This is a genomic window from Bacillus sp. NTK071 (genome assembly GCF_017303315.1).
GTDB lineage: Bacteria > Bacillota > Bacilli > Bacillales > Guptibacillaceae > Guptibacillus.
Genome location: NZ_JAFKOI010000001.1, coordinates 493,370 through 516,774, shown reverse-complemented (window position 1 = coordinate 516,774; position 23,405 = coordinate 493,370). Strand labels below are relative to the sequence as shown.

Genomic DNA, 23,405 nt, shown 5'->3' with positions numbered 1-23,405 from the left:
AACAATTTATGCACAAGCGAAATGCTGTACGTCTCATTGCTTCTTATCGACAAAGAAAATATGCTCAATTTGAATGGGCTCATTCTTAAAAAGAGTAAGCTTCCCAAAGGAATAATGAGACTGTCTTCTCTTATCTGTTGGTGATCCAGGATTAAAAAGAACTCTTCCTTCATATTCTCTATGGAGTGGTATGTGGGAATGACCAAATAGAATCAGTTCAACATCTTGATTACTAAATTGGTCTAATGCCCTCTTCTCAGTTGTCTTACCTTTGCCGTGACCATGTGTTACACCAATCCGATGCCCAGCAAGATTAAGCACAAGTTTGTCTTTAAAGTGACCATAAAAAAAAGGTTCGTCAACGTTCCCGTAGACTCCTTTCACAGGGGCAAATTGCTTCAATTGTTCATAGACATCTCTTGTTTGCCAATCGCCTACATGAATAATGAGATCAGCAGCTCTTATTTCATTAAGCAGACGTTCTGGAAGCTGCTTTGCCATACGTGGCATATGAGTGTCACCCAAAACAATTACGTTCACTTCTTTCATTCCCTTCATCTTACTATTATTTACAGGGGGTATGCACGTGAGACACATTGTGAAACCAGGTGAGACCCTAAGTTCAATATCTGGCGATTATCGCGTTCCTGTATTAGCCATTATCCAAGCTAATTCACTTGCGAATCCAAATCTGATTTACCCAGGTCAGCTAATTAATATCCCTGGGTACCTCGATCCCTCTACTCTTCCTTATACAATTTATGTATCGCTCAAAAACCGAACTCTTTCACTTCTAAAAAATGGCTCCGTTATTAATGTATACCCTGTTGGCGTTGGACGTATGCTTCACGATACTCCATCAGGTAACTTTATTATCATTAACAAGGCACCAAATCCAGGAGGTCCGTTCGGTACAATGTGGATGAGTATTTCGAAAATCCATTATGGTATCCACGGTACAAATGATCCTTCTTCAATCGGCAAGTATGTATCTCGAGGGTGTATTCGAATGCATAACAGGGATGTAGAAGATCTAGCAAGAACCATCCCAATTGGAACATCCGTAACGATTGGTCCTTAAAATTATACAAAAAACACCCCGTTCCGGGGTGTTTTTTGTATGGTTTTTCAAATTACATGTAGTAATCGTATAATAGTCGACCAGCATTAGATATCGCATCTCTACCGTAGCGATTTTCAATGAGACCGGCTGTTAGAAACGCATAGATCACTGGTCCTTTCGACGTAAACAATATTCCTGCATCATGCTCTACTCCAGGAAGTTCACCCGTTTTATGAGCAAGAACATCGTTTTGAAGTTTGGCTATTTTTGATGGAAACTTATCTTTCAACTGTTGCTGCATTAGAACAGTGATTCCCCACTCCATTGAAGATTCAGATAAAAGATGCGTCGTAACGAGTTCGTTTAGCAATAAGTAGGTATCTTTACCGCTAATCATATTATCCCTACCAACTTTAACGGCTTCCCGATCCATCATTTTTCTCATAAGCTTTGAATGAAAAGCGCCTGCACACTTCATCGTATGGTTAATTTCAGCTTCACCTAGTAATTCAATCAGTTGATTCGTAGCAGTATTATCAGACGAAACGATCATAAGCTTAATCAGATCAGACACTGTCCACTGTAATTCATTTGAAAGGAGAGAAATAACGCCTGCTCCCTCCACTTTATTACTAGATTCAATAGGTATGACGGTATTAAAATTGAGATCTCCATTATCTAATTTTCTTAATGCTGCAATCATAATCGCCAGTTTAACAATACTTGCTGATGATACTGGCTGATCTTCATTTAATGCAATCTCTCCATCAGGAGCTAATACATAGAGTGATTGATTCCCTTCAAGACTACGAAAGCAATCAAGAATTTTTCCGGATACTTGTCCAAAGTTCATCAACTGTTCCCCCAATATCTACGAACTCCACAAAGCTCTTCTTCATAAAGCGTTCCTTTGAGAGGAGTAATTTCAATGAAACGGCCAGTACTTGGAGAATGGATCATTTTACCTTCCCCGTAATATATCCCTACATGGTGAACAGAGCCCTTTCCATATTGGTATGCGAAGAAAAGCAAATCTCCCTTCTCCCAATCTCCATCATTTACTGCCTTCCCACCATTGAATTGGTCATGGGCATCCCTTGGAATGGTACATCCAATTGCTTTAGCCATATTGTAGCTAAATCCCGAACAGTCATATCCGAATGATGACATACCTCCCCAGAGATATAGGAGACCAATGAATCGTTCTGCTTCACGTACAAGATCTTCACCTGTCCCAAACGGAGTCTTAGAAGGACGCAACACAGCATCTTCTTTCTTAACGATTCCTTTACCGTGCGGAGTCCAAACAAGATAGTCTGATTGACGTTCTTGAATCAATGGTAGAACGGTTTGAAAGCTCATAGAAAGTTCCATCTCACCATTGATTGTTTTAAGACTTGCTCCGTGTTTGTTAACCGTTATATTAGAATCATAATGTTCAAGTACTCTTTCTGATAATTGAACTGTTGGAATCCAACCAGGATAACCACGTTCGTCTTTTGATGAAGGCTGTGACGGTACGAGAACATATGACCAATTAACTCGTTCATCTAAAATAATTACTTCTTCACCATACAGCACCTGTGATTGAACATGGTTGTGATCGCATAACTCAAGGCTTTGTGAGTATGTAAGATTCTCAAGCCAGTTCTCAAGCCTTACTGGATTAGTAATTGCTTCTTGATCAATTGGTCGAGCTTTTTCTGGCGAAGTCCATAGTGTTGCTGTTGTAACCGCTATCGTTTTACGAATCAATTCCAATCATAGCCCCTCCCAGTTTTGCCTGCCTTTTAAGTCAATTAGGACTTTTTGCTCCATCTATAATTCTATCAATGATTCCCTTAGAACTATAGCCCCTTTCTTGAGAAAAGAGACATTGAATCATGTTGCTTCCCACATAGTCACTATATAATGCTAAAAGTGTAATCATTTGTATTAGTTTCACCATTAAAAAGAGCCCGTTCTCGAAAGACGGGCTCTAATGACTTATTTAATAGCTGCATCCTTCAATTCCATATAACCTACAGGGTGACGAACAATTCCTGTCACATCTTCATTTTGAAGGTATACCTGGTTATAGAAATGAATTGGGAAAATAGGCATTTCTTCAAATAATAGTGCTTCAGCTTCATGCATGAGCTCAAAACGCTTGGCTTCATCCGTTTCTTCTTTTGCCTGTTTAATTAAACCATCAAATTCTTCATTACTCCACCCCGTTCGATTCATCGAGTGTCCTGTTTGGAAACTTTCAAGGAAATTAATAGGGTCTCCATAATCTGCGAGGAATGAGCTACGTGAGAATTGCAGTTTCAGTTGCTTCTGTTCATCTGAGAATACATTCCATTCCTGATTAGCAAGATCTACATTAACACCAAGCACTTCCTTATACATTTGTTGAAGTGTTTCGGCTATTTTCTTGTGAGAATCATCAGTATTGTAAGTTAATGTTATGTTAGGGAGCTTATCATACCCTTCTTCTTCCATCCCCTTTTTGAGTAACTCCTTCGCTTTGTCTGCATCCGTTGTTACAAGATCTCCTCCAACTTCCCTAAAATCGCCTCCGGAAGCATCTTCAAACCCATATGCAACAAAGCCGTGCGCTGGTTTTTCTTCATTTTTTGTAACATAATCTACGATTTTTTGTTGATCAACAGCCATCGCAAAGGCTTTACGAATATTCTCATTCTGGAAAGGCTCCATTTCTAGATTAAAGCGGTAGAAATACGTTCCAGATTGATCCTCTACTTGAGCCTGGCCATCTTTGAAAAGGTCTTCACTTAAGTCAGCTGGGACATCAGATGTATGAAGCTCTCCTGTTTTGTACATCTGGTATTCTGTATTCGTATCATCGACCATTGCCCAATCAACCTCATCCAACTTCACATTAGCAGAGTCCCAATAATTCTCATTTTTACTAAATACAAATTCGGATTCGTGATCCCATTTTGTAAGCTTGAATGGCCCATTACTTACATAAGAATCTGCTTCAGTATGCCATTCAGGATTCGCTTCGACCGTTTCCTTGTGCACAGGGAAAAAGGCAGGATTAGAAACTAGACTAGGGAAGTAAGCCACCGGGCTTTCAAGCGTTACTTCTAACGTCGATTCGTCTACCGCTTTTACCATCATATCTTCTTCAGTACCCTCGCCAGTATTAAAGGCTTCTGCACCATCAATGAAATAAGCAAGAAAAGCTGCGGGAGAAGCAGTATCCGGATTCGCAAGACGCTTCCATGCGAATTCAAAATCACCTGCTGTTACCGGCTCTCCATTTGACCATTTAGCATCTTCACGCAGATGAAAAGTGTACGTTTTACCATCATTAGATAACTCCCACTCTTTAGCTGCTGCTGGTTGCGGTTTGTCATCTTGATCAAGACGTGTCATACCTTCCATCAAATTGTTCAATGCATTCCATGAAACACTATCAAATCCTATAGGCGGATCAAATGAAGTTGGTTCACTACCGTTATTTAGCTTCAATATCTTCTTACCTTCTTGCTTTGATTCATCACTTCCGGAGCCTGTGTTAGATGAACTGTTTTCAGTTGTCGTACATCCTACAATTCCTAACAAAAGTACGAGCGAAAGTAGTAATACTACTAATTTTTTCAATTGAATTCCCCCTTATTATAATAAATAGATTTCAAGCGCTATCTACGAAGTTTAGGATCCAGTGCATCTTGCAACCCATCTCCTAGTACGTTAAACGCAAACATCGTTAATGAAATGAAAAACGCAGGAAAGAATAATCTCCACCAGTGCCCTGATAAAATAACAGATAAACCATCATTAGCCATAACTCCCCAGCTTGCAACTGGGGCTTGAACACCAAGACCCAAGAAGCTTAAAAATGCTTCTGCAAAAATAGCCGTCGGCACGGTTAATGTCATTTGTACAATGATTGGTCCCATTGTATTGGGTAGCAAATTCTTACGAATAACGCGACTGGCACTCGCTCCAAATGTACGAGATGCAAGAACGTGCTCTGAACTTTTCAATTGAAGCACTTGACCTCGAACAATTCTCGCCATCCCGACCCAACCAGTTACAGTTAACGCAATAATGATCGTGAATAGACCTGGTCCCATCACTACCATTAATAGAATTACCATCAGTAGATATGGAAGACCGTAGAGGATCTCAATGATTCTCATCATGAAGTCATCCACTCTGCCACCTTTATAACCTGAAAAACCCCCATAAGCTACTCCTATAATAAAGTCAATGGTGGCTGCCATGAAACCAACAAATAATGAAATCCGTGCGCCATTCCACGTTCTTGTAAACATGTCACGTCCAAGATTATCGGTTCCAAACCAATGCTCAAGTGAAGGAGGTAAATTCCCCTCTGTTAGAACTTGGTGGTCATAAGAGTAAGGTGTAATCATAGGACCAATGATCGCCATTACGATGAGTAGAATTAACATAACAAGGCCAGACATGGAAAGTTTGTTTCTAGAAAGTCGCAACCAGGCATCCTTCCAATAAGAAATGCTAGGCTTCGCTATCATTTCTGCATCATGTAACGATTCTCTTAGTGGAACAAATAAATTGTCTGGCGCCTGCACCTTTGGTTCTTTTTGTTCTGGCAAGCCCATCTTAATTCCCCCTCTTATGTAGCTTGATTCTCGGGTCTAGTATCCCGTATGCAATATCTACAATAAAAAGCATGAGAATTAAAAAGGCGCTATAAAATACTGTTGTACCCATAATGACAGGATAATCCCGATCGTTAATCCCATTAATGAAATACTTCCCCATACCTGGTATCGCAAAGATTTTTTCAATTACAAAGCTACCAGTTAGAACACCTGCTACAAGTGTTCCAAGAATTGTGATAACAGGAAGTAACGCATTTCGCATCGCGTGTTTCGTAACGATTTGAAATGTTGTCATTCCTTTTGCTCGAGCAGTTAGAATATAATCCTGATTAAGCACTTCAATCATGCTCGATCGGGTTAACCTGGCAATAATCGCCATTGGCCCTGTAGCTAGAGCAATTGAAGGCAAAATCATGTGAAGCGGCGTTGCCCAGGTTGCTACAGGGAATATCTCCCACGTAACAGCTAGTTGCTGAATAAGTAGCGTTGCCATAATAAAATTGGGGACCGAAATGCCGATAACAGCAAATGTCATGGCTATGTAATCAATTGCTCCGTTGTGTTTAAGAGCGGCCAAAATACCAAGGATAACCCCTGAGATTACCGCAAACAAAAGAGATGTAATACCTAACTCAGCTGAAACAGGAAATCCTCTTCCAATCATTTCATTCACTGATGTAGATGATTGTTTAATAGAAGGACCAAAATCTAGTGTTGCAAGTGATTTAATGTAAATAACATATTGAATAAAGACGGGCTCATTTAAATGGTAGTGCGCTTCAAGATTTTGTTGCACCGCTTCACTTGTATTTCTTTCTTGGTTAAATGGTGATCCTGGAACCGCATGCATTAAGAAAAATGTAATGGTAACAATTATCCACAATGTAATCACCATAGCGAACAATCGACTTAATACATATTTCCCCACAGGCATCCCTACTTTCTAGCAAAATGTCGTTCTAGTTGCTAATTCAGTCATAACAAGCATTGCTTGATAAGCTTCAAGCATATCCTTTGCTTGAAACTTTACGATTGTGTCTCTTTCAAGTTCAGCTCCTGGCATGATACTCGCCCATTCTGCCTGTCCGTAATTTGTAAATTCAATGCGAAATGTAGGTTGTTTTGGTGGAACTAATGGCTCTACATTCCATCTGTTCTCAATTGCCTCTACAGTCTTATTCTTAAGAAGCTGACCTGTTTTCTCAGGTGATAAGATTAATGCTGAAGAACGAGAAATTGATTCTTTTACTACAGCTGTCGTGACATTCGGCAGAAGCTCCTTAGCTTCCAGAACAGCACGATCGTCTCCAGCAACCAGCCAAACGGGTACTCCGAAGTATCCTGCAACATATGCATTCATACCTAGCTCACCAACTGTTCGATCGTCTATGTAGAAATTCTTTACTGCAAACGTCATAGAATGTGACATTACTCCAGCCATGGAAGCACTTGCATGATAGCCGATAAGTCCCATGCCGTCATATGAATCATCCAAACCTTGGACCATTGAAAATGGCTTTACGTCTCCTGAAACAAGCTTGGCTTCAGGATGTAGCTTCTCAAAAAGCAAATTATTCATTTTGGAATGGCTATCATTCACGATAACTTCACTACAACCATTATCAAATGCAGATTCGATCACATGATTCGTTTCTTTCGTCATGATTTCTTGTCCGCGCAGATAATTACGCTTTCCAGAATCCACGAATGTATCATCTACAAGTCCAGTAATCCCTTCCATATCAACCGATAAATAAAACTTCACAGATTACCTCCTTTTCCCATTTTTTCTTAACTTTCTGAATAATTATACCATCATCCGCTTCATTTCTCAGTATATTCTAAAAATAAAATGAAGTTTTATTACATTGTACCTATGTTTAAACTTAAGTAGCTCACTTCAGAAAGAAACTTAATCAGGATAAAAGAACTAAAGTTTCATATTAAAACACAAAATGGTCATCGTTTTGATGACCATTTTCTTAGAAATACATAGAAGTATTATTTTTGAATTCTTATATCAATGTTTAAATGGCGGCACATCAGAGCTCGTAGGTTGCTTTTTGGAAATAAATATTTCACTTTTTGCATTAACACCTGCATAAAAAACAGAATCCAAACTAAGTTCTCCAGCTTTCTCTAGTTGCTCCATAAGCCAAGACTCTGATTTATCTAAGCGCTGCAACAAATCCCGCTGGATTTTCCCGTCGAGTACAACTGGAATTTCAAAGTTATTACCAGGTTTGTAAATCGATAAGTCTTTACGGACTACCGACTCTTTATCAGGATATAATTTCACACTAAGTTTTCCATTCGATTCTACTATGGCAAGTTCTACATCAGGTGTATGGAAAACATTCTTTTCCCGTAGCATCTGTAGAATGTTATCAATAGAGTATTTAATGTGTCCCATATTCTCCTCTAAGAATTTACCTCTATACATAACAACTGTTGGTTCAAAGGTGAGGAGCTTTCCTACTTTCTGATGTTTTAATTTTAATTTAATAATCAGTTTCTGCAAAAGAGCTATGGCAATCATTGCTATGACAGTGTAAATATGATTAATCTTTGGATCTGCAATATCTGCCCCTACTACAGCTCCAAAAACGAGAATGACAAGAAAATCGAATACAGGTAGCTCTCCAATTGAGCGCTTTCCCATGTAGAGTACAATTGCAAGCATGAAGGGGAGAATGGTTACAATACGCAGGATGACCTTAAAGCCATCCATTACTATATCCATGACGAGCACCTCTTTCTTTCATATAAGCTCATCATTCCCTAAAGAAACTTTATCCATTACCTTCCTTTTTATTTGTAATTTAAGTGATGATTCTTTGCGCTTCATTACAAATAAAAAGAAAGCCTTCAAACGAAGGCTTGGCTTTTAATATTGTTCTGCTTTAATTAGAAAACGGTGCTGATTGACATCGAAGTACCCATTTTCTTTAATGATGCAATGTACATTATATAATTCATTCAAGTACTCTTTTATACTAAAGTCTGGTATTTGCCAGGGGATCGCTTTTAAATAATAAGCTAAAGCTGCAATATCGTAAAATCGTTGAACTGGAAAAGCTTCGCTGCTTTCCAACACCTTAAAGCCACTATTGGTAAGTTGTTTTTGAGCTGTTCCCATGCACCAATTTTGGAATTCTCCATTTAAAGGAACTTTTAACTTTTCATTTATTTGAAAACAATCAGTACCACCTACCTGCTGGGTAATAAAGATTCCTTTACTTGAAATGATTCTTTTGAGTTCTAATGGAGAATAAGACTCGTGCTGATTCAAGATTAAGTCAAACTGTTCATTCTCAAAAGGTAGATTAGAATCATCTATAAACTCAGCAACTTTAACACCAAGAGGCTCGAGTCTTTCTTTAGCTATTGCAACATTAGGTTCGTATCCTTCAGTGGCAAATACATGATCTGGAAAAGGTCTTAGCTTAGATAAAAACTCACCTCCACCAGTTCCCATGTCCAACATAACTTTGGCTTTATGAACAAATGGTTTTACAATACTTCCATACGACCAGGGAAGTAATTGATTCTGCATACGCCCAGTACCTGTTATAAAGGAGAAGTCCCAGCCAGTAAAATCCTGCTCCACGTCTTTAAGATAATGTAAGAATTGCGCATCTGTATTCATTTAAAACCCTCCAATTAGTAGTTTTATGAACATTTATCGTTTTCAACTACTAATACGGAGGACCCCTTATGAACAGATAGGGTTGTTATATGTCGTGTTCTACTAAGTTCATAAATACCTCTTCTCATTTGTAAGATCATAATACTATTTAGCGTTTTCGTCTGGTTCATGAACACCAAAAATATTTCCTTCGGTATCAAAATAGTATGCTTGCCACGCCATTCCAGGTAGAGCATATTTAGGCATTGCTATCTTACATCCATATTGCATGATTTTAGATTCGATCGCATCCAAATTTTCTACACCTATCGTGCATGCATAGGCGTTTACAGCCTGGTTTAACACTGGAGGAGCACTTTGTCTTTGCATCAAAGCTCCGTTAATTCCTAATTCTTTTTCATCACCAGTAACAGCTCCAAAGTAAGGCATTCCTGCAAAGTCGCTCCAATCCTCAAATCTCCATCCAAATACCTCACCATAAAATTCCTTTGCCCGTTCCATGTCATCAACGTGAATTTCAAAATGAACTACTCTCCCCATAATTCCCTCCTACTTTTCATAGTTTTAAGTAATCATGCTAGTATATAGCTTCAAATACGTATATTCTATTTACTATTCTCATAGTCCTTTTTTACATTTTATTGCAAAAGGAATAATCCTGTATTAGTTAAAATAAAAAAGCAGTTCAATTAAGGTGCAAAACAAGTTTGCACTCTTAGACTGAACTACTCTCAATATACTATTCCATTTTTTCTGAGAGCTCAGACCAGCGCTCAATCTTTTCTTCTAATTCCATCGTAAGAGCTTGCTCTTCTTTATAAAGTTCATCGACTTTAGCAAAGTCGCTTCCGGATTCTGTTATTTGGTTCTTTACATCTTCAATCCGCTGCTCAATTTTTTCAATGGTGTCCTGAATCGTTTCCCATTCTTTCTTTTCATTGTAAGACAACTTTGTAGGACGCGTTTTCTCTTGAACAACGTCTTCTTTTACTTGCTTCTTTTCTTCTGCTTCAAGTTCTTTCTCTCTTTTGACCACGTCTAGATAGTCTGAATAGTCACCGTAATAATGCTTAATTTCTCCGTTACCTTCAAATACAAATAACTGCTGTGCTACTTTATCGAGGAAGTAACGGTCATGGGATACAGTAATAACCGCCCCTGGAAACTCTGATAAATAGTCTTCTAGTACGGCTAGAGTTTGGACATCAAGATCATTTGTAGGTTCATCAAGAAAAAGAACGTTCGGTTCTTCCATTAGAATACGTAGTAAATACAAGCGTCGTTTTTCCCCACCAGAAAGTCTAGATATGTACGTCCACTGTAGGTCAGGTGTAAATAGAAATCGTTCAAGCATTTGAGAAGCTGTTATTGATCCACCTTTACGAAGGCGAATTTCTTCTCCACCTTCTCGAATATACTCAATCACTCTCTGTGATTCATCAAGACCTTCATTTTGCTGACTATAGAACCCAGCTTTTACAGTAGTACCAATATCAACAGTTCCTGTGTCAGGAGCTGTTCTTCCGGCAAGCATGTTGAGCAAAGTTGTTTTACCTGAGCCGTTCGGTCCAATAATTCCAATTCGATCCTGCGGAAGAACAAGATAACTAAATTCATCTGTTAGAGTTTTACCGTTGATTGATTTAGAGATGTTATCCGCTTCAATAACTTTCTTCCCTAGTCGACTAGCACCAAGCTCCATATCAACATTTCCATCAGTACTTCTACCAGGTACTTCTTTCATCTTCTCAATTCGTTGCTTTCTTGCTTTTTGTTTCGTTGTTCTTGCTTTCGCACCTTTTTTAAGCCATTCAAGCTCGCTTTTCAACAACTTATTGTGCTTGTCTTCTTCCTTCATTTCGCGTTCTTCTCGCATTGCTTTCTGTTCAAGAAACGTCGCATAATTTCCTTCGTATTCAAACAATCTGCCTTTATCTAATTCAAAAATACGGTTTGTGACACGATTTAAGAAATAACGGTCATGCGTCACGAGCAGTAGTGTGCCTGAATAGTTAGCAAGGTATTGTTCTAACCACTCCACTGTTGCGTTATCAATATGGTTAGTCGGCTCATCGAGTATTAATAAATCTGCAGGATTAATGAAAGCCTTCGCAAGGGCCACACGCTTTTGCTGCCCACCTGAGAGCTCGTCTACCATAGCATCAAACTGATTTAAACCTAGCTTTGTTAATATTGTCTTCGCTTGTGTACTGAAATCCCATGCCCCAACACGATCCATTTCCTCTTGTGCATGAAGTAACTTGTCCTGATAAGCTTCCCGTTCTGGATTTTTCATTACATCTTGGAGTGCTTCCTCGTATTGTCTTACTGTATTAAATAACGGTATATCGCTATCGAAAACCGTTTCAAGAATCGTTTTCTTCTCTATAAATTTAGGATCCTGGGGCAAATACTCCACATGAAATTGATTGGCATGATAAAGTGTTCCGCTATCCATTGATTCAATTCCAGCTAAAATCTTGAGCAAAGATGATTTACCAGTTCCATTTACTCCAATTAAACCGATCCGCTGTTTCTCTTCTAAGGAAAAAGATACCCCATCAAAAAGCGTTTTTTCTCCGTACGACTTCGTAATTAATTCAGCTTGAAGTAAGCTCATGACATTCATCCTTTTCTCTCTTTAGTCTGCTTTCTATTTTAACTGTTTTGTGTAAAGAAAGGAACTAATCTACTAGTGAGAAAAAAGCAATTAAAAAAAGAAGCTCAATGAAGAGCTTCTTCTAATCAAGAATTATTCTTTTTCTGTTGTTTGTTTTTCTTATGTTTTTTGTTATTGTTCTGATCTGCTGCAAGCTCGCTTGCGAATTCAGTTTCATGCTTTTGGTTTTGTTTTGGATTCTTCAAGATACTCACCTCCACTCTTTCTTAATGTGATCATTCATAAAATTTTTATACTAAATACGGTATGTGAAATTAAATCACAAACTAATAAAAAGGCTGAACAAGGTCAGCCTAATCATTTTCTTTCATTAGGTTTTCAATTGGCTCTCTTGTATTGAATCCACCAATCTCAGAATGGTAGAAAGAAACTTCCTCTTCCCCTTCTTTCCAACATAGCAACACTTCTTGATCGTTTATCCGTGCAGGAAAATCGATCAATCCTGCATCGACGTTTTTGATCTCCACCCCAAGAGCCTTCATGTTAAGAATGAACGTTTGAGCTTCCATCTCCATAAATTCCATTCTTGCTTCCTTTTTGAAGATAATATCTTCATCTACTTTGGTTTTATGTCTGTAAAGGAGGGTTTTTTTATGCTGTTCGATCTGGTCATAGTGTTCGCTAAATTGGACTTTAAGTCGTTTAAGTTCGGCAAGCTCCCTCTTTAACTCAGGCAACAGACGATTTGCTTCTTCTACGGTAAAATACTTTTTTTCCATGATTATCCTCCTGGTTATTCTTTACTACTCCTTCTTTACCCTTACCTCCATTCTTTACACATCATTCGACGTTTTTTTACATATTGAATTGCACACTATAAAGAAAGACCGTTTTCAGATATGATAGACCATGTAAAGGTAATATTTTCTTAAAGGAGGAATTTCTTTGGCTAAAGTTACAGTACCAGATCATGGAACATTCGAAGTAGCAGAAGGAACAAAGCTGACACTTGCACTAGAAGACAATGGTGTGCAAATTCTCCATCGTTGTGGTGGAAATGCTAAATGCACGACCTGTCGTGTCGAAGTCGTAGATGGTGAGTTTGGAGATTTGACTGAAATTGAACAGGAAGCATTTAAGAAAAAAGGCGTTGAAGATAATTTACGATTATCTTGTCAAGTTCGTGTAAAAGGTGATTGTGAAGTTAAACCAGCCATGACAGTTGAGAGCTCTGGTCTTGATGCAGGCCCTAGACCGGCAGAATAAATGAAAAAGAAGGAAGGCCAGTCCTTTTAATGACTGGCTTTCCTTCTTTTAAAAAAGCGTAGAAAGGGACTGATAATTTAATTTATCTTGCTCAAGCTTTGTTAAACTACTATCAAGATGAAGACTAAGTATCGTTCGAAGCTTTCTTTCATGTCCATTTTCAATGTGTTTAATCATCTCTTCATGTTCAAGGATATCCATTTCTTCATTATCATTATCTCCATTAAATACATCATACAACACCATATAAATTGTAATTTGATTTAAGATTTTCCGCATGAAATCAATCAAATAGCAGTTCCCACTTGCTTTTGCTATCAAAAGATGAAAAGCATTGTTTTTCTCTTGATACAGTTCGATTTCCCGCTCCTTATAGGCGATTCTCATTTCTTCAACATATTGTTTAAGTTGATCGATATCATTCGTTCCAATATTCGAGAACCCTTTTTGAACAGCCATTTCCTCGAGTGTTTTTCTCATTTCAAATGCTTGGATCATTTCTTCAATCGTTGGTTGGACAATGAATGCTCCCTTATTTGGAATAACGTTCACTAGTCCCTCTGATTCTAACTTCAAAATTGCGCTTCGAATAGGCGTCCTACTCGCGTTAACTTTCTCTGCAATGGCACTTTCAAACAACTGATTACCAGGTGCAATTTGTCTTTTCATGATTGCATTCTTTATTAACTGGTACACCTTTTGTTCAACTGTTTCTTTTCGCATTTCAACTAACCCGCCCATATGTTCTTTTTTAGCTATTTTAACATAATGTGTAATGATTTTATATTCATCTAGAACAATATTGTTGAACAATCTTGTTCTAATTATCTCTCTGTGATATATTATCCTACGTATTCAGAATAGAACGGAGTGATGATATGAATAACACAGGGAAAGAAATCACATTAATTATTATTGGATCCCTGTTCTTTGCGCTTGGCGTAAACTGGTTTGCTATCCCTAACGAACTTGGTGAGGGCGGCGTTACTGGTATATCGATGACGCTTTATTATCTCATAGGGTGGTCGCCAGGTATTACGAACTTCGTTATGAACGGTGTCCTTTTAGCAATCGGTTATAAAGTTCTAAATAAACGAGTAACGTGGTATACAATGATTGCGATCTTCTTCACCTCCCTCTTTATTCAGTTAACTGAAGGCATGGGTAATCCCCTCGACATTATGCTAGGAACTGTCTTTGCAGGCGTTTTTATCGGTATTGGTCTTGGGCTCGTTTTACGTTCAGGTGGGACAACTGGAGGATCAACTATTGTCGCTCGAATGCTAAATCAGCATTTCGGCTGGAGTGTTAGTACATCGATGTTTGTTTTCGATATTCTAGTTGTTCTTGGGTCATCTGTAGTCATTGGAATAGAGAATACAATGTACACAGGTATTTCAATTTATATAAGCACTAAAATATTAGATTACTTGATTGATGGTTTTGATACTAGAAAAGCTGTTACAATCATTTCGCAAAACACAATAGCGATTGCTGAAAAGGTAAGCGAAGAGATGGATCGTGGTGTTACGGTTATTAATGCACGAGGTCATTATTCTAATGAAGCAAAAGATATTCTGTATGTTGTCATTAATAAGCAAGAACTATTTCTCTTAAAGAAAATGATTCAACAGGTTGATGAAAAAGCATTTGTTGTTGTACACGATGTGAGAGATGTATTTGGTGAAGGATTTACATTCCCCAAGACTTAAAATAATCCCCCGAGTGATGAGTTTAATTCACTCGGGGGTTTTGTTATTTACGATCATAGATCACAAAATCGAATTCATATTTATTTCTATCGTCTTTCAAATGCTTTTCCCGTGAGGTTTCCTTCCATTCTTCCTTCGAGAATGTAGGGAAGTACGTGTCTCCCTCAAACGATTCATGAATTTCTGTAATGTACAATCGATCAGCATGAGGTAAGATTTGTCGGTATATTTCTGCTCCCCCAATAACAAACCATTCTTTCTCTTGATTACGTGTTAATTCAAAGAACTCCTCGATTGAGTGAAGTACTGTCACTCCTTCATACTCAAGATCTTTTCTTGAAATTAAATAGTTCTCTCGTCCTGGAAGGGCTTTGCCGATGGATTCAAACGTTTTTCTTCCCATGACAATTGGCTTGCCAGTTGTCATTTTTTTAAAGTATGCAAGGTCGGCAGGTATATGCCATGGCAGATCGTTGTTTTTACCTATTAGATTCTGCTCATCCATAGCGAGAAGAAATGAAATCATACAGAAACCTCCCCTTTAATATGTGGATGGGGATCATACTCGGTTAATTCAAAATCATCGAAGGTAAAATCAAAAATCGATTTCACATCTGGATTGATTTTCATCTTGGGAAGAGTCCGAGTATCACGTGTAAGCTGAAGTTGAACTTGTTCAATATGGTTATTGTAAATATGTGCATCACCAAGTGTATGAATAAATTCACCTGGCTCTAAGTCACATACTTGAGCCATCATCATTGTTAGTAACGCATACGATGCAATATTGAACGGGACACCAAGGAACACGTCAGCTGAACGCTGGTATAACTGACATGAAAGCTTCCCATCTGCCACATAAAATTGAAAGAGGCAGTGACAAGGCGGAAGTGCCATTTCATCAACTTGTGAAGGATTCCAAGCTGTTACAATCATTCTTCGCGAATTTGGATTCGTTTTAATCTGTTCAACAACTTTGGATATTTGATCAACGGTTTCTCCATTTGCGCTCCACGATCGCCACTGATGTCCATAAACTGGGCCCAGTTCACCATCTTCATCTGCCCATTCGTTCCATATTCGCACACCGTTATCTTGCAAATACTTTACATTTGTATCTCCCTTTAAGAACCAAAGCAGCTCATGAATGATGGAGCGTAGATGTAATTTCTTCGTGGTTAAAGCAGGGAAGCCCTCTTGTAGATCGAATCTCATCTGATGTCCAAACACACTAATTGTCCCCGTACCTGTTCGATCCGATTTTTTCGTTCCGTTATGTAAAATTTCTTCACATAGATTTAAATATGTCTTCATCTTACTCCTCCTCTAATTCACTACAAATCATTGTAACACGAAGAAAGTATTGATTATAGGCACCTATGGAACATTCTAAGTTTCCTGTCATATGGTATATCAGAAATTACTGAGAGGATGAAGCGAATTGAAAAAAGGCGATAAGTTGCCGAAACTGTTCCAAGACCCTACGATTCAGAACTGGATGAACACGTTTGATGATTTCTTCAAAGAGCCATTCGCGAATCTGTTGCCTGCACAATCGTTTCGCGTAGACCTTTATGAAACGAAGACAGCTTTTATTGTTGAGGCAGAACTTCCTGGAGTATCAAAAGAACAAATTAAAGTGGAGCCACTAGGAGATGGACTTCGAATATCAATTGAATCGAATAGCTATGAGGAAGAACGTAACGATAAACAAAAATATTATAAGCAAGAGCGCTCCTATACTAGTACGAGTCGCACCATCAAACTTCCTTATCACTTTTCGATGGATAACGTGAAAGGAAAGTATGCAAACGGCATATTAGAAATTACAATACCTAAGACTGATCGCATTGAAGGCTATTCCTTTTTAACAATTGACTAAAAGAGTGCAGAGGCTAAGCCTCCGCACTCTTTTTACATACTCCAGTCAATAAACGCATTTCCTTCAAGGAATCGCTCACAGTCCATTGCAGCCATACACCCTGTTCCAGCTGCTGTTATAGCTTGGCGATATGTGAAGTCCTGGACGTCTCCACAAGCAAAGACACCAGGAATATTTGTTCTTGTTGTGCCTGGTTCTACCTTGATGTATCCTTTGTCATCCATATCTATTTTACCATGCAAGAAATCTGTATTAGGACGATGACCAATCGCAACGAAAATTCCATCTGTTTCAACGATTTCTTCTTCTCCAGTATCACTATGCTCCACTTTAATGCCACTTACTTTATTGTTTGCTGCTACCACTTCTACTGGTGAGAAGTTCAGTTTCCAGCTTATCTTATCATTGTTGCGAGCTCGTTCTTGCATAATTTTAGATGCACGAAGCTCATTTCTTCTATGAAGCACAGTGACTTCAGAAGCAAATTTCGTCAAGAAAGTCGCTTCTTCCATTGCAGAGTCACCTCCGCCAATTACAACAATCTTTTTGCCCCTGAAGAAAAACCCGTCGCAGGTTGCGCATGTACTAACGCCTCTCCCCATATTTTCTGATTCTCCAGGAATGCCAAGAAGTTTGGCAGATGCACCAGTTGAGATCAACACAGATTCTGCCTGAATCTCACCAAGTGTATCCGTAGAGAGTTTATAAGGACGCTCTGAGAAATCAATATCCTTCACCCAGCCACGTTCAATCGTAGCACCAAAGCGAAGTGCCTGCTTCTTCATATTCTCCATTAATTCAGGCCCAAGTACACCATCAGGAAACCCAGGGAAATTCTCCACATCGGTTGTTAACGTAAGCTGACCGCCCGGTTCAGGTCCTTCAATTACTAGCGGTTCCATATTCGCCCTCGCGAGGTAAATGGCAGCTGTTAAACCTGCTGGTCCTGTTCCTACAATAACTGCTTTATGCATAATGACCCTCCTCTATCGACTTCATTATGTTATTTTTCCTAATTCCAGAGAAATAAACCCCTCTCTTACAAATAGTATCGTTTATTTCACACTTCATTCTTACTTCAATATGCAAATGGTTGTTTATTTTCCTTCCTTCTTGATAGAATAGAAGCAGTTTACAATTTGTATCAAGAACCAGAGGTGAATGTAAGATGAATCCAATCGTAGAATTCTGCATGAGCAATCTTTCAAGCGGTTCACATAAAGCAATGGAAATACTTGAAAAAGATTCTGACCTAGACGTGCTTGAGTATTCCTGTCTCGGTCATTGCACGCTTTGTAGCCAGGAAATGTACTGTCTTGTTAATGGCGAGCGGGTAATTGGTGAAACGCCAGAAGAGCTTGTAGACAATGTATATCAATTCATTGAAGAAAATCCGATGTTTTAATTCTATTCGGGCATTCTAATGAGTGAATCCAAAAAAGGAGGCACTTACAAATGAAAAACCGAAACGGATATGACCCAAAAACCGGCATTCAAGGTGAAAAAGAAGGCGAAGATGCGCTTCTAATGAACAAAAAAAGAGGCCCGCAAAACGCGCGCCCTAAAAAGAAATAACAAAACGCCGCTAATTAAGCGGCGTTTTGTTATGCGATGCGAAACCGAAATGTAAACCAGAAATCCTCCATTAGCGTTAAACCCGTTGCGATGATGTGCTGCTCCCCTTCATCATCTACTGTAATCCAGCTATTATGCTCATCTCGGTATACAGGATAGAAATTCCCTTCCTTAAATAACTTTTTGTCTAGCGGGTTCTCAGCGCCAGTTAAAGGCTCTTCTTCAAAAACATCTCTAATACACTGTACAAGTTCCATCTATGATGTAATCCTCCCTTATTCTCCAACCAAAAACACCCCGCATGCCTCTCTTAAGAGAGCCACTTAGGCGGAGTGTTTTTATCCCAATATATCTTACCAACTTCATAATGTTCTTCAAAATTATCGGATGCGTCGTGATAATGAAAATTAAACCAGTAGCCATCCTGTGGTGGATGATCTCTTCTTACGTGAAAACGAAGAAGATCTTCTCCTGTTTCTTCATTGTAAACGTGCATAATACGTTCACCATAACCACTTGCAGGCTTGTCCGTCAAGCGAAGTGATCGAATGGTTTCTTCATCAAGTAGTTCAACTGACGATGCAATCGCTTCAGTCATTCTCGGCACAATAGTATCTTTATATTCACTTCCTACACGATTAGAAATCGTTTCGCCAAACTTAGCTAAACCAATCTCCTCTGATTGAAGGCTAGCATAGCTAACAAAGCCTGTAAGAAGTTCAGAAGTAGGAGCATACTTAGCAAGCGAAGGCCAATCCAATTCATCCTTAGCCTCGTTATCGGTTGGATCTGGAAGCTCGTCTCTTGGTTCAAGACGAAGATAGCTCTCCTCCTGATAATTCTCAGAAGACTCTGCTTTGTCTTCAGCAAGATAACCTGTTGGAATAACCGTACCAAGTGTAATAACAGCAACAAATGCAACGAATAGTTTCCTCATCCATAATGGCGATCTCATACTTCACACCTGACTTTCACAGTTCAATTGTTCTCTTTATTTTCGCACGAACCAATAAAAAAAGCCAGATGTTTACTACATTTTTCAAAATATTATGTATCATAGGAGCGCTCTTTGAAAGCGCTCCACATTCATTAACACGTAAACATATCAATTCGATTTAGACCGATACCTGTGTAAACCCATCTTCTCCCTGTCCAACGAAATCCGGATACAGACGTGCGACCGACATATACCGGCCAAAACCAAAATGAGTTTCCACCTCTCATCCAGATATAAGTGAATCGATACATACACCCTCTTATTGCACCAGGATCGACAGCCTGCAATCCACTTTGTGCAGTCTGAGGTTTTGGAGGTGCTGAAGCAGGCGGGCTAGATGTTGGAGCTGTTACCGGCTGCTGTCTACTTTGGTCTCCAACGTCATAATGATACTCAATATGTTCATGTTCTTCATAATACATACGGTCCATCCCCTCTCTCTTGTTACAGCCAATGTATGCTGTATTAAAGTGAGGTGTACCGATTGAAACAAACAAAAAAAGCATCTCAACGAGTATGCTTGGAAAGTACAATCATTTGATTTAAATTACGCTGGTGACCCGTACGGGATTCGAACCCGTGTTACCGCCGTGAAAGGGCGGTGTCTTAACCGCTTGACCAACGGGCCAATTTAAAAATGGAGCGGGTGATGGGGATCGAACCCACGACATCAGCTTGGAAGGCTGAGGTTTTACCACTAAACTACACCCGCAAAATGGAGGAGGAAGAGGGATTCGAACCCCCGCGGGCGATTAAGCCCCTGTCGGTTTTCAAGACCGATCCCTTCAGCCAGACTTGGGTATTCCTCCGTTATATATGGTGGAGCCTAGCGGGATCGAACCGCTGACCTCCTGCGTGCAAGGCAGGCGCTCTCCCAGCTGAGCTAAGGCCCCAAATATGTAATGGTGCGCCCGAGAGAAGTCGAATCCCTAACCTTCTGATCCGTAGTCAGACGCTCTATCCAATTGAGCTACGGGCGCAAAAATATAATATATGGTGCGGGTGAAGGGACTTGAACCCCCACGTCGTAAGACACTAGATCCTAAGTCTAGCGCGTCTGCCAATTCCGCCACACCCGCATGTGTGGTGCCGGCCAGAGGACTTGAACCCCCAACCTACTGATTACAAGTCAGTTGCTCTACCAATTGAGCTAGACCGGCGAAGTGAAAAACTGTTGTCTCTTCCTCTACAAGCTTTGCTCTAAAGTAAGCTGCGTCGAGACAGGTCGTTGATTATTCAATGATGTCTTGCTCTACCAATTGATCTAGACCAGCGAATCGCTAAGATAAAATGGTGGAGGATGACGGGCTCGAACCGCCGACCCTCTGCTTGTAAGGCAGATGCTCTCCCAGCTGAGCTAATCCTCCATTAAACAGCGACTTCTGTATTATATAATGTATAACCTGAACCCGTCAACACCTTTTTTTAAAAGCGTTTTTCGAGGACAAAAATAATCTTACCATCCTTCCGATGCAATTGCAACCCTTTTTCCAAATAAAAAAAGCAGGGATCTTCCCTGCTTATACCGGCGATTTTACAAGTGGTTTTTTCTTATTCGTTGCACTGAGTTCTGGTCTTTTCCTGGTCACCATATTAGAATCATATTTGCGGTATTCTTTCATTTCAGACGATTCCCTCAAAAGCTGATCTTCTACATAGTGACGCTTTCGTTTCAAAAAAACCCCTCCTCATGAGTAATAGTTCATCATTACCCCTGCAAGACGATGTTTAAACCACTTCTTTTTATCATTTATTTAGTAGTAAAAGTTACAGGTAAAATCTATTGTATTCCTTTATCCCCGGTTTATGAAGGATTAATCGAAAATTCAAAGGATCTTTCATCATTTTTCTGTCCTTTTGACCATTCTGTAAATGTTACTTGGCCCTGATTCGTTACTGTAATGACCGTTTGTGCTCTTGTTCCATATGAGTCAGAAGCTATAAAAATCGGAGAAAGCATCCTCTCCCATTCGATTGGAACGCCGGTTTCTGGAAGATCATCATCTGGAGCGTGATCTGCTTGATTAAGCATCTCAAACAAGTGACTGATGTCTATTTCAGCATTTTGCGATAGATAGCTTGTTACATCGTCCTTCAAGCGATCAACCTTTGGCCAGCTAGTATTCAATAAATGATTGCTAAGACCATGGACCCCATCTTGCAACTGTTTAATTTCGTCTTGACGGTTCGAATAGTAGTACAATTCGTTAAAATGCCCTGCAATAAGATTAAAGCCATTGTATTCTGTCCTTTTTGCTTTCACATCTTCCAAATATGTATTTATTTCGAGATCTGTTCTTAAATAATCTAACGGCAGATCTCCTCTGGATTTTTCTTGAGGCTTCTCTCCAGGTTCTCGGTAATTGGTTAGGGCAGCAATTTTCCCTGTGGTTGTTACACCAAGCCACGTCCCCATCGCTTTAAGATCTCGACCTGCGAGAATTTCAGGCTCATCTTCCCAGAAGTGAGCTCGCTCTGTTGGACGCTCATAGAACTCATCTCGATTCGCAACGAGAATAAATGGGTATTTCTCGTGTGCATTTAAGGCGATTCCAATTAAACACATGGCCACTTTTCTCCCTTCAAATTCAAAAAGAAAGCGCAGCGATAAACGCTGCGCTGAAACTTAGAGAGTACTAACTGCGTGCTGTTCACATGAAGATGAGCAGAAATGGTTATGCGTTTCTTTACAAGAATCACAAACGATGTGAAGCTTGTCGCACTCAACATTCGCGCAATTAATATACGTATCTGCTGGCGTCTCACAGTGATAGCATTCCCCAACTACTTTGTCTTCATCGGTTCTGTTGACACTTACAGCAAGTCGATCATCAAATACAAAACATTTGCCATCGAAATACTTGCCCTGAACCTCAGGGTCTTTGCCGTATGTGACAATGCCACCGTGAAGCTGAGAAACATCAGAGAATCCTTTTTTCATAAGATAGCCAGAGAATTTCTCACAGCGAATCCCACCTGTACAATACGTGAGAACCTTCTTATCCTTTTGGTCAGATAAGTTCTTTTCAATCCATTCAGGTAAATCTCGAAACGCCTTAATATCTGGACGAATTGCATTCCGGAAGTGACCAATGTCATATTCATAATCATTTCTTGCATCAATAACTATAACATCATCATCTTCTAAAGCTTCCATAAATTCCTTGGGTTCTAGATAGTTACCGGTTATTTCTTTCGGATTAATATCTTCTTCGAGACGAAGTGAAACAATCTCATCGCGTGCACGAACGTGCATTTTTTTAAATGTGTGACCTTCTACTTTATCAATTTTAAAGACCATATCTTCAAAACGCGGGTCTGCCTTTAGTTCTTCCATATAGCGTTCTGTGTCTTCAATTGTGCCCGAAACAGTTCCATTGATCCCTTCAACGCCTACAAGCACCCTTCCTCTTAAATCAAGAGATTGGCAGAACTTAAGATGCTTTTTAGCAAAATAGGCAGGATCTTCTATTTCGACATACTGATAATATAACAGCACTTGATATGCTGAAGCTTCTGATTGCAAATCAAAAACCACCTTTTACGTCTTCTTAAACCAATAATAAATCTTACCTTATCTCTTAATTGATGTAAAGAAGTCTATCTTTTCGAGAAATAATCATCTTTAAGCTTTTCAATTTCTGTTAATGAGGCTTCTGCCCATCGGCCGCCTTCGTGTTTTAATTCTGCCGATTGGGTATCAAGCGCTTCTTGTAATGACGCTGTATAATCAGGAACATTTCCATCATAATGATTAATCGCAGACATTGGAACGAGCGCTTTTTCAAATTCAGCGAGTGCTTTCCGCTGATGAAAAAGTGGTACATCCAATTGTTTAGGATTATGAAGATCTCCCTGTGTAGGGTGCTTCATAACTGCGAGAACCTTCACGACAGCCTTAGGGGATTTCAGATCTACAATTTCACCTATATATCTTCCTGTTTTGTAACCTGCTGTAACGATTTCTCCTGGTTGAAATGATTTTTGCTCTGACATGGGAACTTCACTCCTTCATCATCTATGATTCTACACGTCGA

General features: G+C 39.4%; 28 protein-coding genes and 8 tRNA genes. 5 read left to right on the top strand and 31 right to left on the bottom strand.

The annotated features are described in order from the left end of the window. Positions 1 to 33: 33 nt before the first annotated feature. Positions 34 to 549, bottom strand: a complete 516-nt coding sequence (locus JI666_RS02720; protein ID WP_211201404.1) for a metallophosphoesterase family protein — start codon at positions 547 to 549, stop codon at positions 34 to 36. Positions 550 to 586: 37 nt separating this feature from the next. On the opposite strand from JI666_RS02720, the gene JI666_RS02715 reads away from it, so the two are divergent. Then, positions 587 to 1,081: a L,D-transpeptidase family protein gene (locus JI666_RS02715; protein WP_414635120.1), complete on the top strand. Its 495-nt coding sequence runs from the start codon at positions 587 to 589 to the stop codon at positions 1,079 to 1,081. 52 nt (positions 1,082 to 1,133) lie between these two features. Here JI666_RS02715 and JI666_RS02710 read toward each other — a convergent pair whose 3' ends face one another. The 11 genes from JI666_RS02710 to JI666_RS02660 all read right to left on the bottom strand — a co-directional run bounded on the left by JI666_RS02710 (position 1,134) and on the right by JI666_RS02660 (position 12,715). Further along, positions 1,134 to 1,916 (bottom strand): serine hydrolase, encoded by a 783-nt coding sequence (locus tag JI666_RS02710; RefSeq protein WP_206888678.1) that lies wholly within the window; start codon positions 1,914 to 1,916, stop codon positions 1,134 to 1,136. Then, complete coding sequence (locus JI666_RS02705; protein WP_206888676.1) at positions 1,916 to 2,824, bottom strand: C40 family peptidase; 909 nt, start codon at positions 2,822 to 2,824, stop codon at positions 1,916 to 1,918. Before JI666_RS02705 ends, JI666_RS02710 begins: the two co-directional genes overlap by 1 nt. Before the next feature lie 225 nt (positions 2,825 to 3,049). Continuing rightward, entirely contained in the window at positions 3,050 to 4,678 is a 1,629-nt protein-coding gene (locus tag JI666_RS02700; protein WP_206888673.1) for a peptide ABC transporter substrate-binding protein, read from the bottom strand. A gap of 38 nt (positions 4,679 to 4,716) precedes the next feature. Beyond that, positions 4,717 to 5,664, bottom strand: coding sequence for an ABC transporter permease (locus JI666_RS02695; RefSeq protein ID WP_206888671.1), 948 nt, complete (start codon positions 5,662 to 5,664; stop codon positions 4,717 to 4,719). Between the two features lies 1 nt (position 5,665). Further along, a complete protein-coding gene (locus JI666_RS02690; RefSeq protein ID WP_206888669.1) occupies positions 5,666 to 6,595 on the bottom strand; it encodes an ABC transporter permease in 930 nt (309 codons plus the stop codon). 15 nt (positions 6,596 to 6,610) lie between these two features. After that, positions 6,611 to 7,432, bottom strand: a complete 822-nt coding sequence (gene dppA / locus JI666_RS02685; RefSeq protein WP_206888667.1) for a D-aminopeptidase DppA — start codon at positions 7,430 to 7,432, stop codon at positions 6,611 to 6,613. Between the two features lie 255 nt (positions 7,433 to 7,687). Beyond that, positions 7,688 to 8,410: a DUF421 domain-containing protein gene (locus JI666_RS02680; RefSeq protein ID WP_286170541.1), complete on the bottom strand. Its 723-nt coding sequence runs from the start codon at positions 8,408 to 8,410 to the stop codon at positions 7,688 to 7,690. 144 nt (positions 8,411 to 8,554) lie between these two features. Further along, positions 8,555 to 9,316 carry a class I SAM-dependent methyltransferase gene (locus JI666_RS02675; RefSeq protein WP_206888664.1) on the bottom strand — a complete coding sequence of 254 codons (762 nt, stop codon included), beginning with the start codon at positions 9,314 to 9,316 and terminating at the stop codon, positions 8,555 to 8,557. Between the two features lie 144 nt (positions 9,317 to 9,460). Beyond that, entirely contained in the window at positions 9,461 to 9,856 is a 396-nt protein-coding gene (locus JI666_RS02670) for a VOC family protein (RefSeq protein WP_206888662.1), read from the bottom strand. Positions 9,857 to 10,055: 199 nt separating this feature from the next. Next, positions 10,056 to 11,936 carry an ABC-F family ATP-binding cassette domain-containing protein gene (locus JI666_RS02665; RefSeq protein ID WP_206888660.1) on the bottom strand — a complete coding sequence of 627 codons (1,881 nt, stop codon included), beginning with the start codon at positions 11,934 to 11,936 and terminating at the stop codon, positions 10,056 to 10,058. Between the two features lie 353 nt (positions 11,937 to 12,289). Then, a complete protein-coding gene (locus JI666_RS02660) occupies positions 12,290 to 12,715 on the bottom strand; it encodes a DUF2203 domain-containing protein (protein WP_206888658.1) in 426 nt (141 codons plus the stop codon). 166 nt (positions 12,716 to 12,881) lie between these two features. Here JI666_RS02660 and JI666_RS02655 point away from each other — a divergent pair, with 166 nt between their 5' ends. Further along, the gene (locus JI666_RS02655; RefSeq protein ID WP_206888656.1) at positions 12,882 to 13,202 is read left to right on the top strand and encodes a 2Fe-2S iron-sulfur cluster-binding protein; all 321 of its coding nucleotides are present in this window, start codon (positions 12,882 to 12,884) and stop codon (positions 13,200 to 13,202) included. Between the two features lie 48 nt (positions 13,203 to 13,250). Here the strand turns inward: JI666_RS02655 and JI666_RS02650 are convergent, their stop codons facing one another. Then, positions 13,251 to 13,925, bottom strand: a complete 675-nt coding sequence (locus tag JI666_RS02650) for a GntR family transcriptional regulator (RefSeq protein WP_206888654.1) — start codon at positions 13,923 to 13,925, stop codon at positions 13,251 to 13,253. A 155-nt stretch (positions 13,926 to 14,080) separates the two neighbouring features. Here JI666_RS02650 and JI666_RS02645 point away from each other — a divergent pair, with 155 nt between their 5' ends. Continuing rightward, entirely contained in the window at positions 14,081 to 14,914 is an 834-nt protein-coding gene (locus tag JI666_RS02645) for a YitT family protein (protein ID WP_206888652.1), read from the top strand. 43 nt (positions 14,915 to 14,957) lie between these two features. Here JI666_RS02645 and JI666_RS02640 read toward each other — a convergent pair whose 3' ends face one another. Continuing rightward, the gene (locus JI666_RS02640; RefSeq protein WP_206888651.1) at positions 14,958 to 15,440 is read right to left on the bottom strand and encodes a dihydrofolate reductase; all 483 of its coding nucleotides are present in this window, start codon (positions 15,438 to 15,440) and stop codon (positions 14,958 to 14,960) included. Next, positions 15,437 to 16,228 carry a thymidylate synthase gene (locus tag JI666_RS02635; protein WP_206888650.1) on the bottom strand — a complete coding sequence of 264 codons (792 nt, stop codon included), beginning with the start codon at positions 16,226 to 16,228 and terminating at the stop codon, positions 15,437 to 15,439. The genes JI666_RS02640 and JI666_RS02635 overlap by 4 nt, the downstream gene beginning before the upstream one ends. Before the next feature lie 127 nt (positions 16,229 to 16,355). Here JI666_RS02635 and JI666_RS02630 point away from each other — a divergent pair, with 127 nt between their 5' ends. After that, a complete protein-coding gene (locus JI666_RS02630; protein WP_206888649.1) occupies positions 16,356 to 16,796 on the top strand; it encodes an Hsp20/alpha crystallin family protein in 441 nt (146 codons plus the stop codon). A 32-nt stretch (positions 16,797 to 16,828) separates the two neighbouring features. Here the strand turns inward: JI666_RS02630 and trxB are convergent, their stop codons facing one another. Beyond that, positions 16,829 to 17,770: a thioredoxin-disulfide reductase gene (gene trxB / locus JI666_RS02625; protein WP_206888648.1), complete on the bottom strand. Its 942-nt coding sequence runs from the start codon at positions 17,768 to 17,770 to the stop codon at positions 16,829 to 16,831. A 194-nt stretch (positions 17,771 to 17,964) separates the two neighbouring features. On the opposite strand from trxB, the gene JI666_RS02620 reads away from it, so the two are divergent. Next, positions 17,965 to 18,201, top strand: coding sequence for a YuzB family protein (locus JI666_RS02620; protein WP_136945391.1), 237 nt, complete (start codon positions 17,965 to 17,967; stop codon positions 18,199 to 18,201). A 199-nt stretch (positions 18,202 to 18,400) separates the two neighbouring features. Here JI666_RS02620 and JI666_RS02615 read toward each other — a convergent pair whose 3' ends face one another. The 15 genes from JI666_RS02615 to kapB all read right to left on the bottom strand — a co-directional run bounded on the left by JI666_RS02615 (position 18,401) and on the right by kapB (position 23,364). Further along, a complete protein-coding gene (locus JI666_RS02615; RefSeq protein ID WP_206888646.1) occupies positions 18,401 to 18,628 on the bottom strand; it encodes a hypothetical protein in 228 nt (75 codons plus the stop codon). A gap of 53 nt (positions 18,629 to 18,681) precedes the next feature. Then, complete coding sequence (locus JI666_RS02610; protein ID WP_206888644.1) at positions 18,682 to 19,326, bottom strand: YpjP family protein; 645 nt, start codon at positions 19,324 to 19,326, stop codon at positions 18,682 to 18,684. 134 nt (positions 19,327 to 19,460) lie between these two features. Further along, positions 19,461 to 19,790, bottom strand: a complete 330-nt coding sequence (locus tag JI666_RS21585) for a transporter (protein WP_286170539.1) — start codon at positions 19,788 to 19,790, stop codon at positions 19,461 to 19,463. Positions 19,791 to 19,921: 131 nt separating this feature from the next. After that, positions 19,922 to 19,996: transfer RNA gene (locus JI666_RS02600), tRNA-Glu, on the bottom strand. A 10-nt stretch (positions 19,997 to 20,006) separates the two neighbouring features. Next, a tRNA-Gly gene (locus tag JI666_RS02595) sits at positions 20,007 to 20,080 on the bottom strand. Positions 20,081 to 20,084: 4 nt separating this feature from the next. Next, a tRNA-Ser gene (locus JI666_RS02590) sits at positions 20,085 to 20,177 on the bottom strand. Between the two features lie 8 nt (positions 20,178 to 20,185). Next, positions 20,186 to 20,261 (bottom strand) — tRNA-Ala (locus tag JI666_RS02585). 10 nt (positions 20,262 to 20,271) lie between these two features. After that, positions 20,272 to 20,348: transfer RNA gene (locus JI666_RS02580), tRNA-Arg, on the bottom strand. Between the two features lie 14 nt (positions 20,349 to 20,362). Beyond that, positions 20,363 to 20,447: transfer RNA gene (locus JI666_RS02575), tRNA-Leu, on the bottom strand. A 5-nt stretch (positions 20,448 to 20,452) separates the two neighbouring features. After that, positions 20,453 to 20,528 (bottom strand) — tRNA-Thr (locus tag JI666_RS02570). A 131-nt stretch (positions 20,529 to 20,659) separates the two neighbouring features. Continuing rightward, positions 20,660 to 20,735 (bottom strand) — tRNA-Val (locus tag JI666_RS02565). A gap of 153 nt (positions 20,736 to 20,888) precedes the next feature. Beyond that, a complete protein-coding gene (locus JI666_RS02560) occupies positions 20,889 to 21,044 on the bottom strand; it encodes a hypothetical protein (RefSeq protein ID WP_169525140.1) in 156 nt (51 codons plus the stop codon). A gap of 128 nt (positions 21,045 to 21,172) precedes the next feature. After that, a complete protein-coding gene (locus JI666_RS02555; protein WP_206888641.1) occupies positions 21,173 to 21,934 on the bottom strand; it encodes an NRDE family protein in 762 nt (253 codons plus the stop codon). A 60-nt stretch (positions 21,935 to 21,994) separates the two neighbouring features. Continuing rightward, positions 21,995 to 22,894 (bottom strand): oxygen-dependent tRNA uridine(34) hydroxylase TrhO, encoded by a 900-nt coding sequence (gene trhO / locus JI666_RS02550; protein ID WP_206888638.1) that lies wholly within the window; start codon positions 22,892 to 22,894, stop codon positions 21,995 to 21,997. A gap of 74 nt (positions 22,895 to 22,968) precedes the next feature. Continuing rightward, positions 22,969 to 23,364: a kinase-associated lipoprotein KapB gene (gene kapB, locus JI666_RS02545; RefSeq protein ID WP_206888636.1), complete on the bottom strand. Its 396-nt coding sequence runs from the start codon at positions 23,362 to 23,364 to the stop codon at positions 22,969 to 22,971. Positions 23,365 to 23,405 lie beyond the last annotated feature (41 nt).

Bases quoted from the DNA above. Each gene is read 5' to 3' on its own strand.
- JI666_RS02720 (WP_211201404.1), bottom strand. From the start codon at position 549: ATGAAAGAAGTGAACGTAATTGTTTTGGGTGACACTCATATGCCACGT.
- JI666_RS02710 (WP_206888678.1), bottom strand. From the start codon at position 1,916: ATGAACTTTGGACAAGTATCCGGAAAAATTCTTGATTGCTTTCGTAGT.
- JI666_RS02695 (WP_206888671.1), bottom strand. From the start codon at position 5,664: ATGGGCTTGCCAGAACAAAAAGAACCAAAGGTGCAGGCGCCAGACAAT.
- JI666_RS02680 (WP_286170541.1), bottom strand. From the start codon at position 8,410: ATGGATATAGTAATGGATGGCTTTAAGGTCATCCTGCGTATTGTAACC.
- JI666_RS02675 (WP_206888664.1), bottom strand. From the start codon at position 9,316: ATGAATACAGATGCGCAATTCTTACATTATCTTAAAGACGTGGAGCAG.
- JI666_RS02670 (WP_206888662.1), bottom strand. From the start codon at position 9,856: ATGGGGAGAGTAGTTCATTTTGAAATTCACGTTGATGACATGGAACGG.
- JI666_RS02665 (WP_206888660.1), bottom strand. From the start codon at position 11,936: ATGAGCTTACTTCAAGCTGAATTAATTACGAAGTCGTACGGAGAAAAA.
- JI666_RS02660 (WP_206888658.1), bottom strand. From the start codon at position 12,715: ATGGAAAAAAAGTATTTTACCGTAGAAGAAGCAAATCGTCTGTTGCCT.
- JI666_RS02650 (WP_206888654.1), bottom strand. From the start codon at position 13,925: ATGCGAAAAGAAACAGTTGAACAAAAGGTGTACCAGTTAATAAAGAAT.
- JI666_RS02645 (WP_206888652.1), top strand. From the start codon at position 14,081: ATGAATAACACAGGGAAAGAAATCACATTAATTATTATTGGATCCCTG.
- JI666_RS02640 (WP_206888651.1), bottom strand. From the start codon at position 15,440: ATGATTTCATTTCTTCTCGCTATGGATGAGCAGAATCTAATAGGTAAA.
- JI666_RS02635 (WP_206888650.1), bottom strand. From the start codon at position 16,228: ATGAAGACATATTTAAATCTATGTGAAGAAATTTTACATAACGGAACG.
- trxB (WP_206888648.1), bottom strand. From the start codon at position 17,770: ATGCATAAAGCAGTTATTGTAGGAACAGGACCAGCAGGTTTAACAGCT.
- JI666_RS02620 (WP_136945391.1), top strand. From the start codon at position 17,965: ATGAATCCAATCGTAGAATTCTGCATGAGCAATCTTTCAAGCGGTTCA.
- JI666_RS02615 (WP_206888646.1), bottom strand. From the start codon at position 18,628: ATGGAACTTGTACAGTGTATTAGAGATGTTTTTGAAGAAGAGCCTTTA.
- JI666_RS02610 (WP_206888644.1), bottom strand. From the start codon at position 19,326: ATGAGATCGCCATTATGGATGAGGAAACTATTCGTTGCATTTGTTGCT.
- JI666_RS21585 (WP_286170539.1), bottom strand. From the start codon at position 19,790: ATGTATTATGAAGAACATGAACATATTGAGTATCATTATGACGTTGGA.
- JI666_RS02555 (WP_206888641.1), bottom strand. From the start codon at position 21,934: ATGTGTTTAATTGGAATCGCCTTAAATGCACACGAGAAATACCCATTT.
- kapB (WP_206888636.1), bottom strand. From the start codon at position 23,364: ATGTCAGAGCAAAAATCATTTCAACCAGGAGAAATCGTTACAGCAGGT.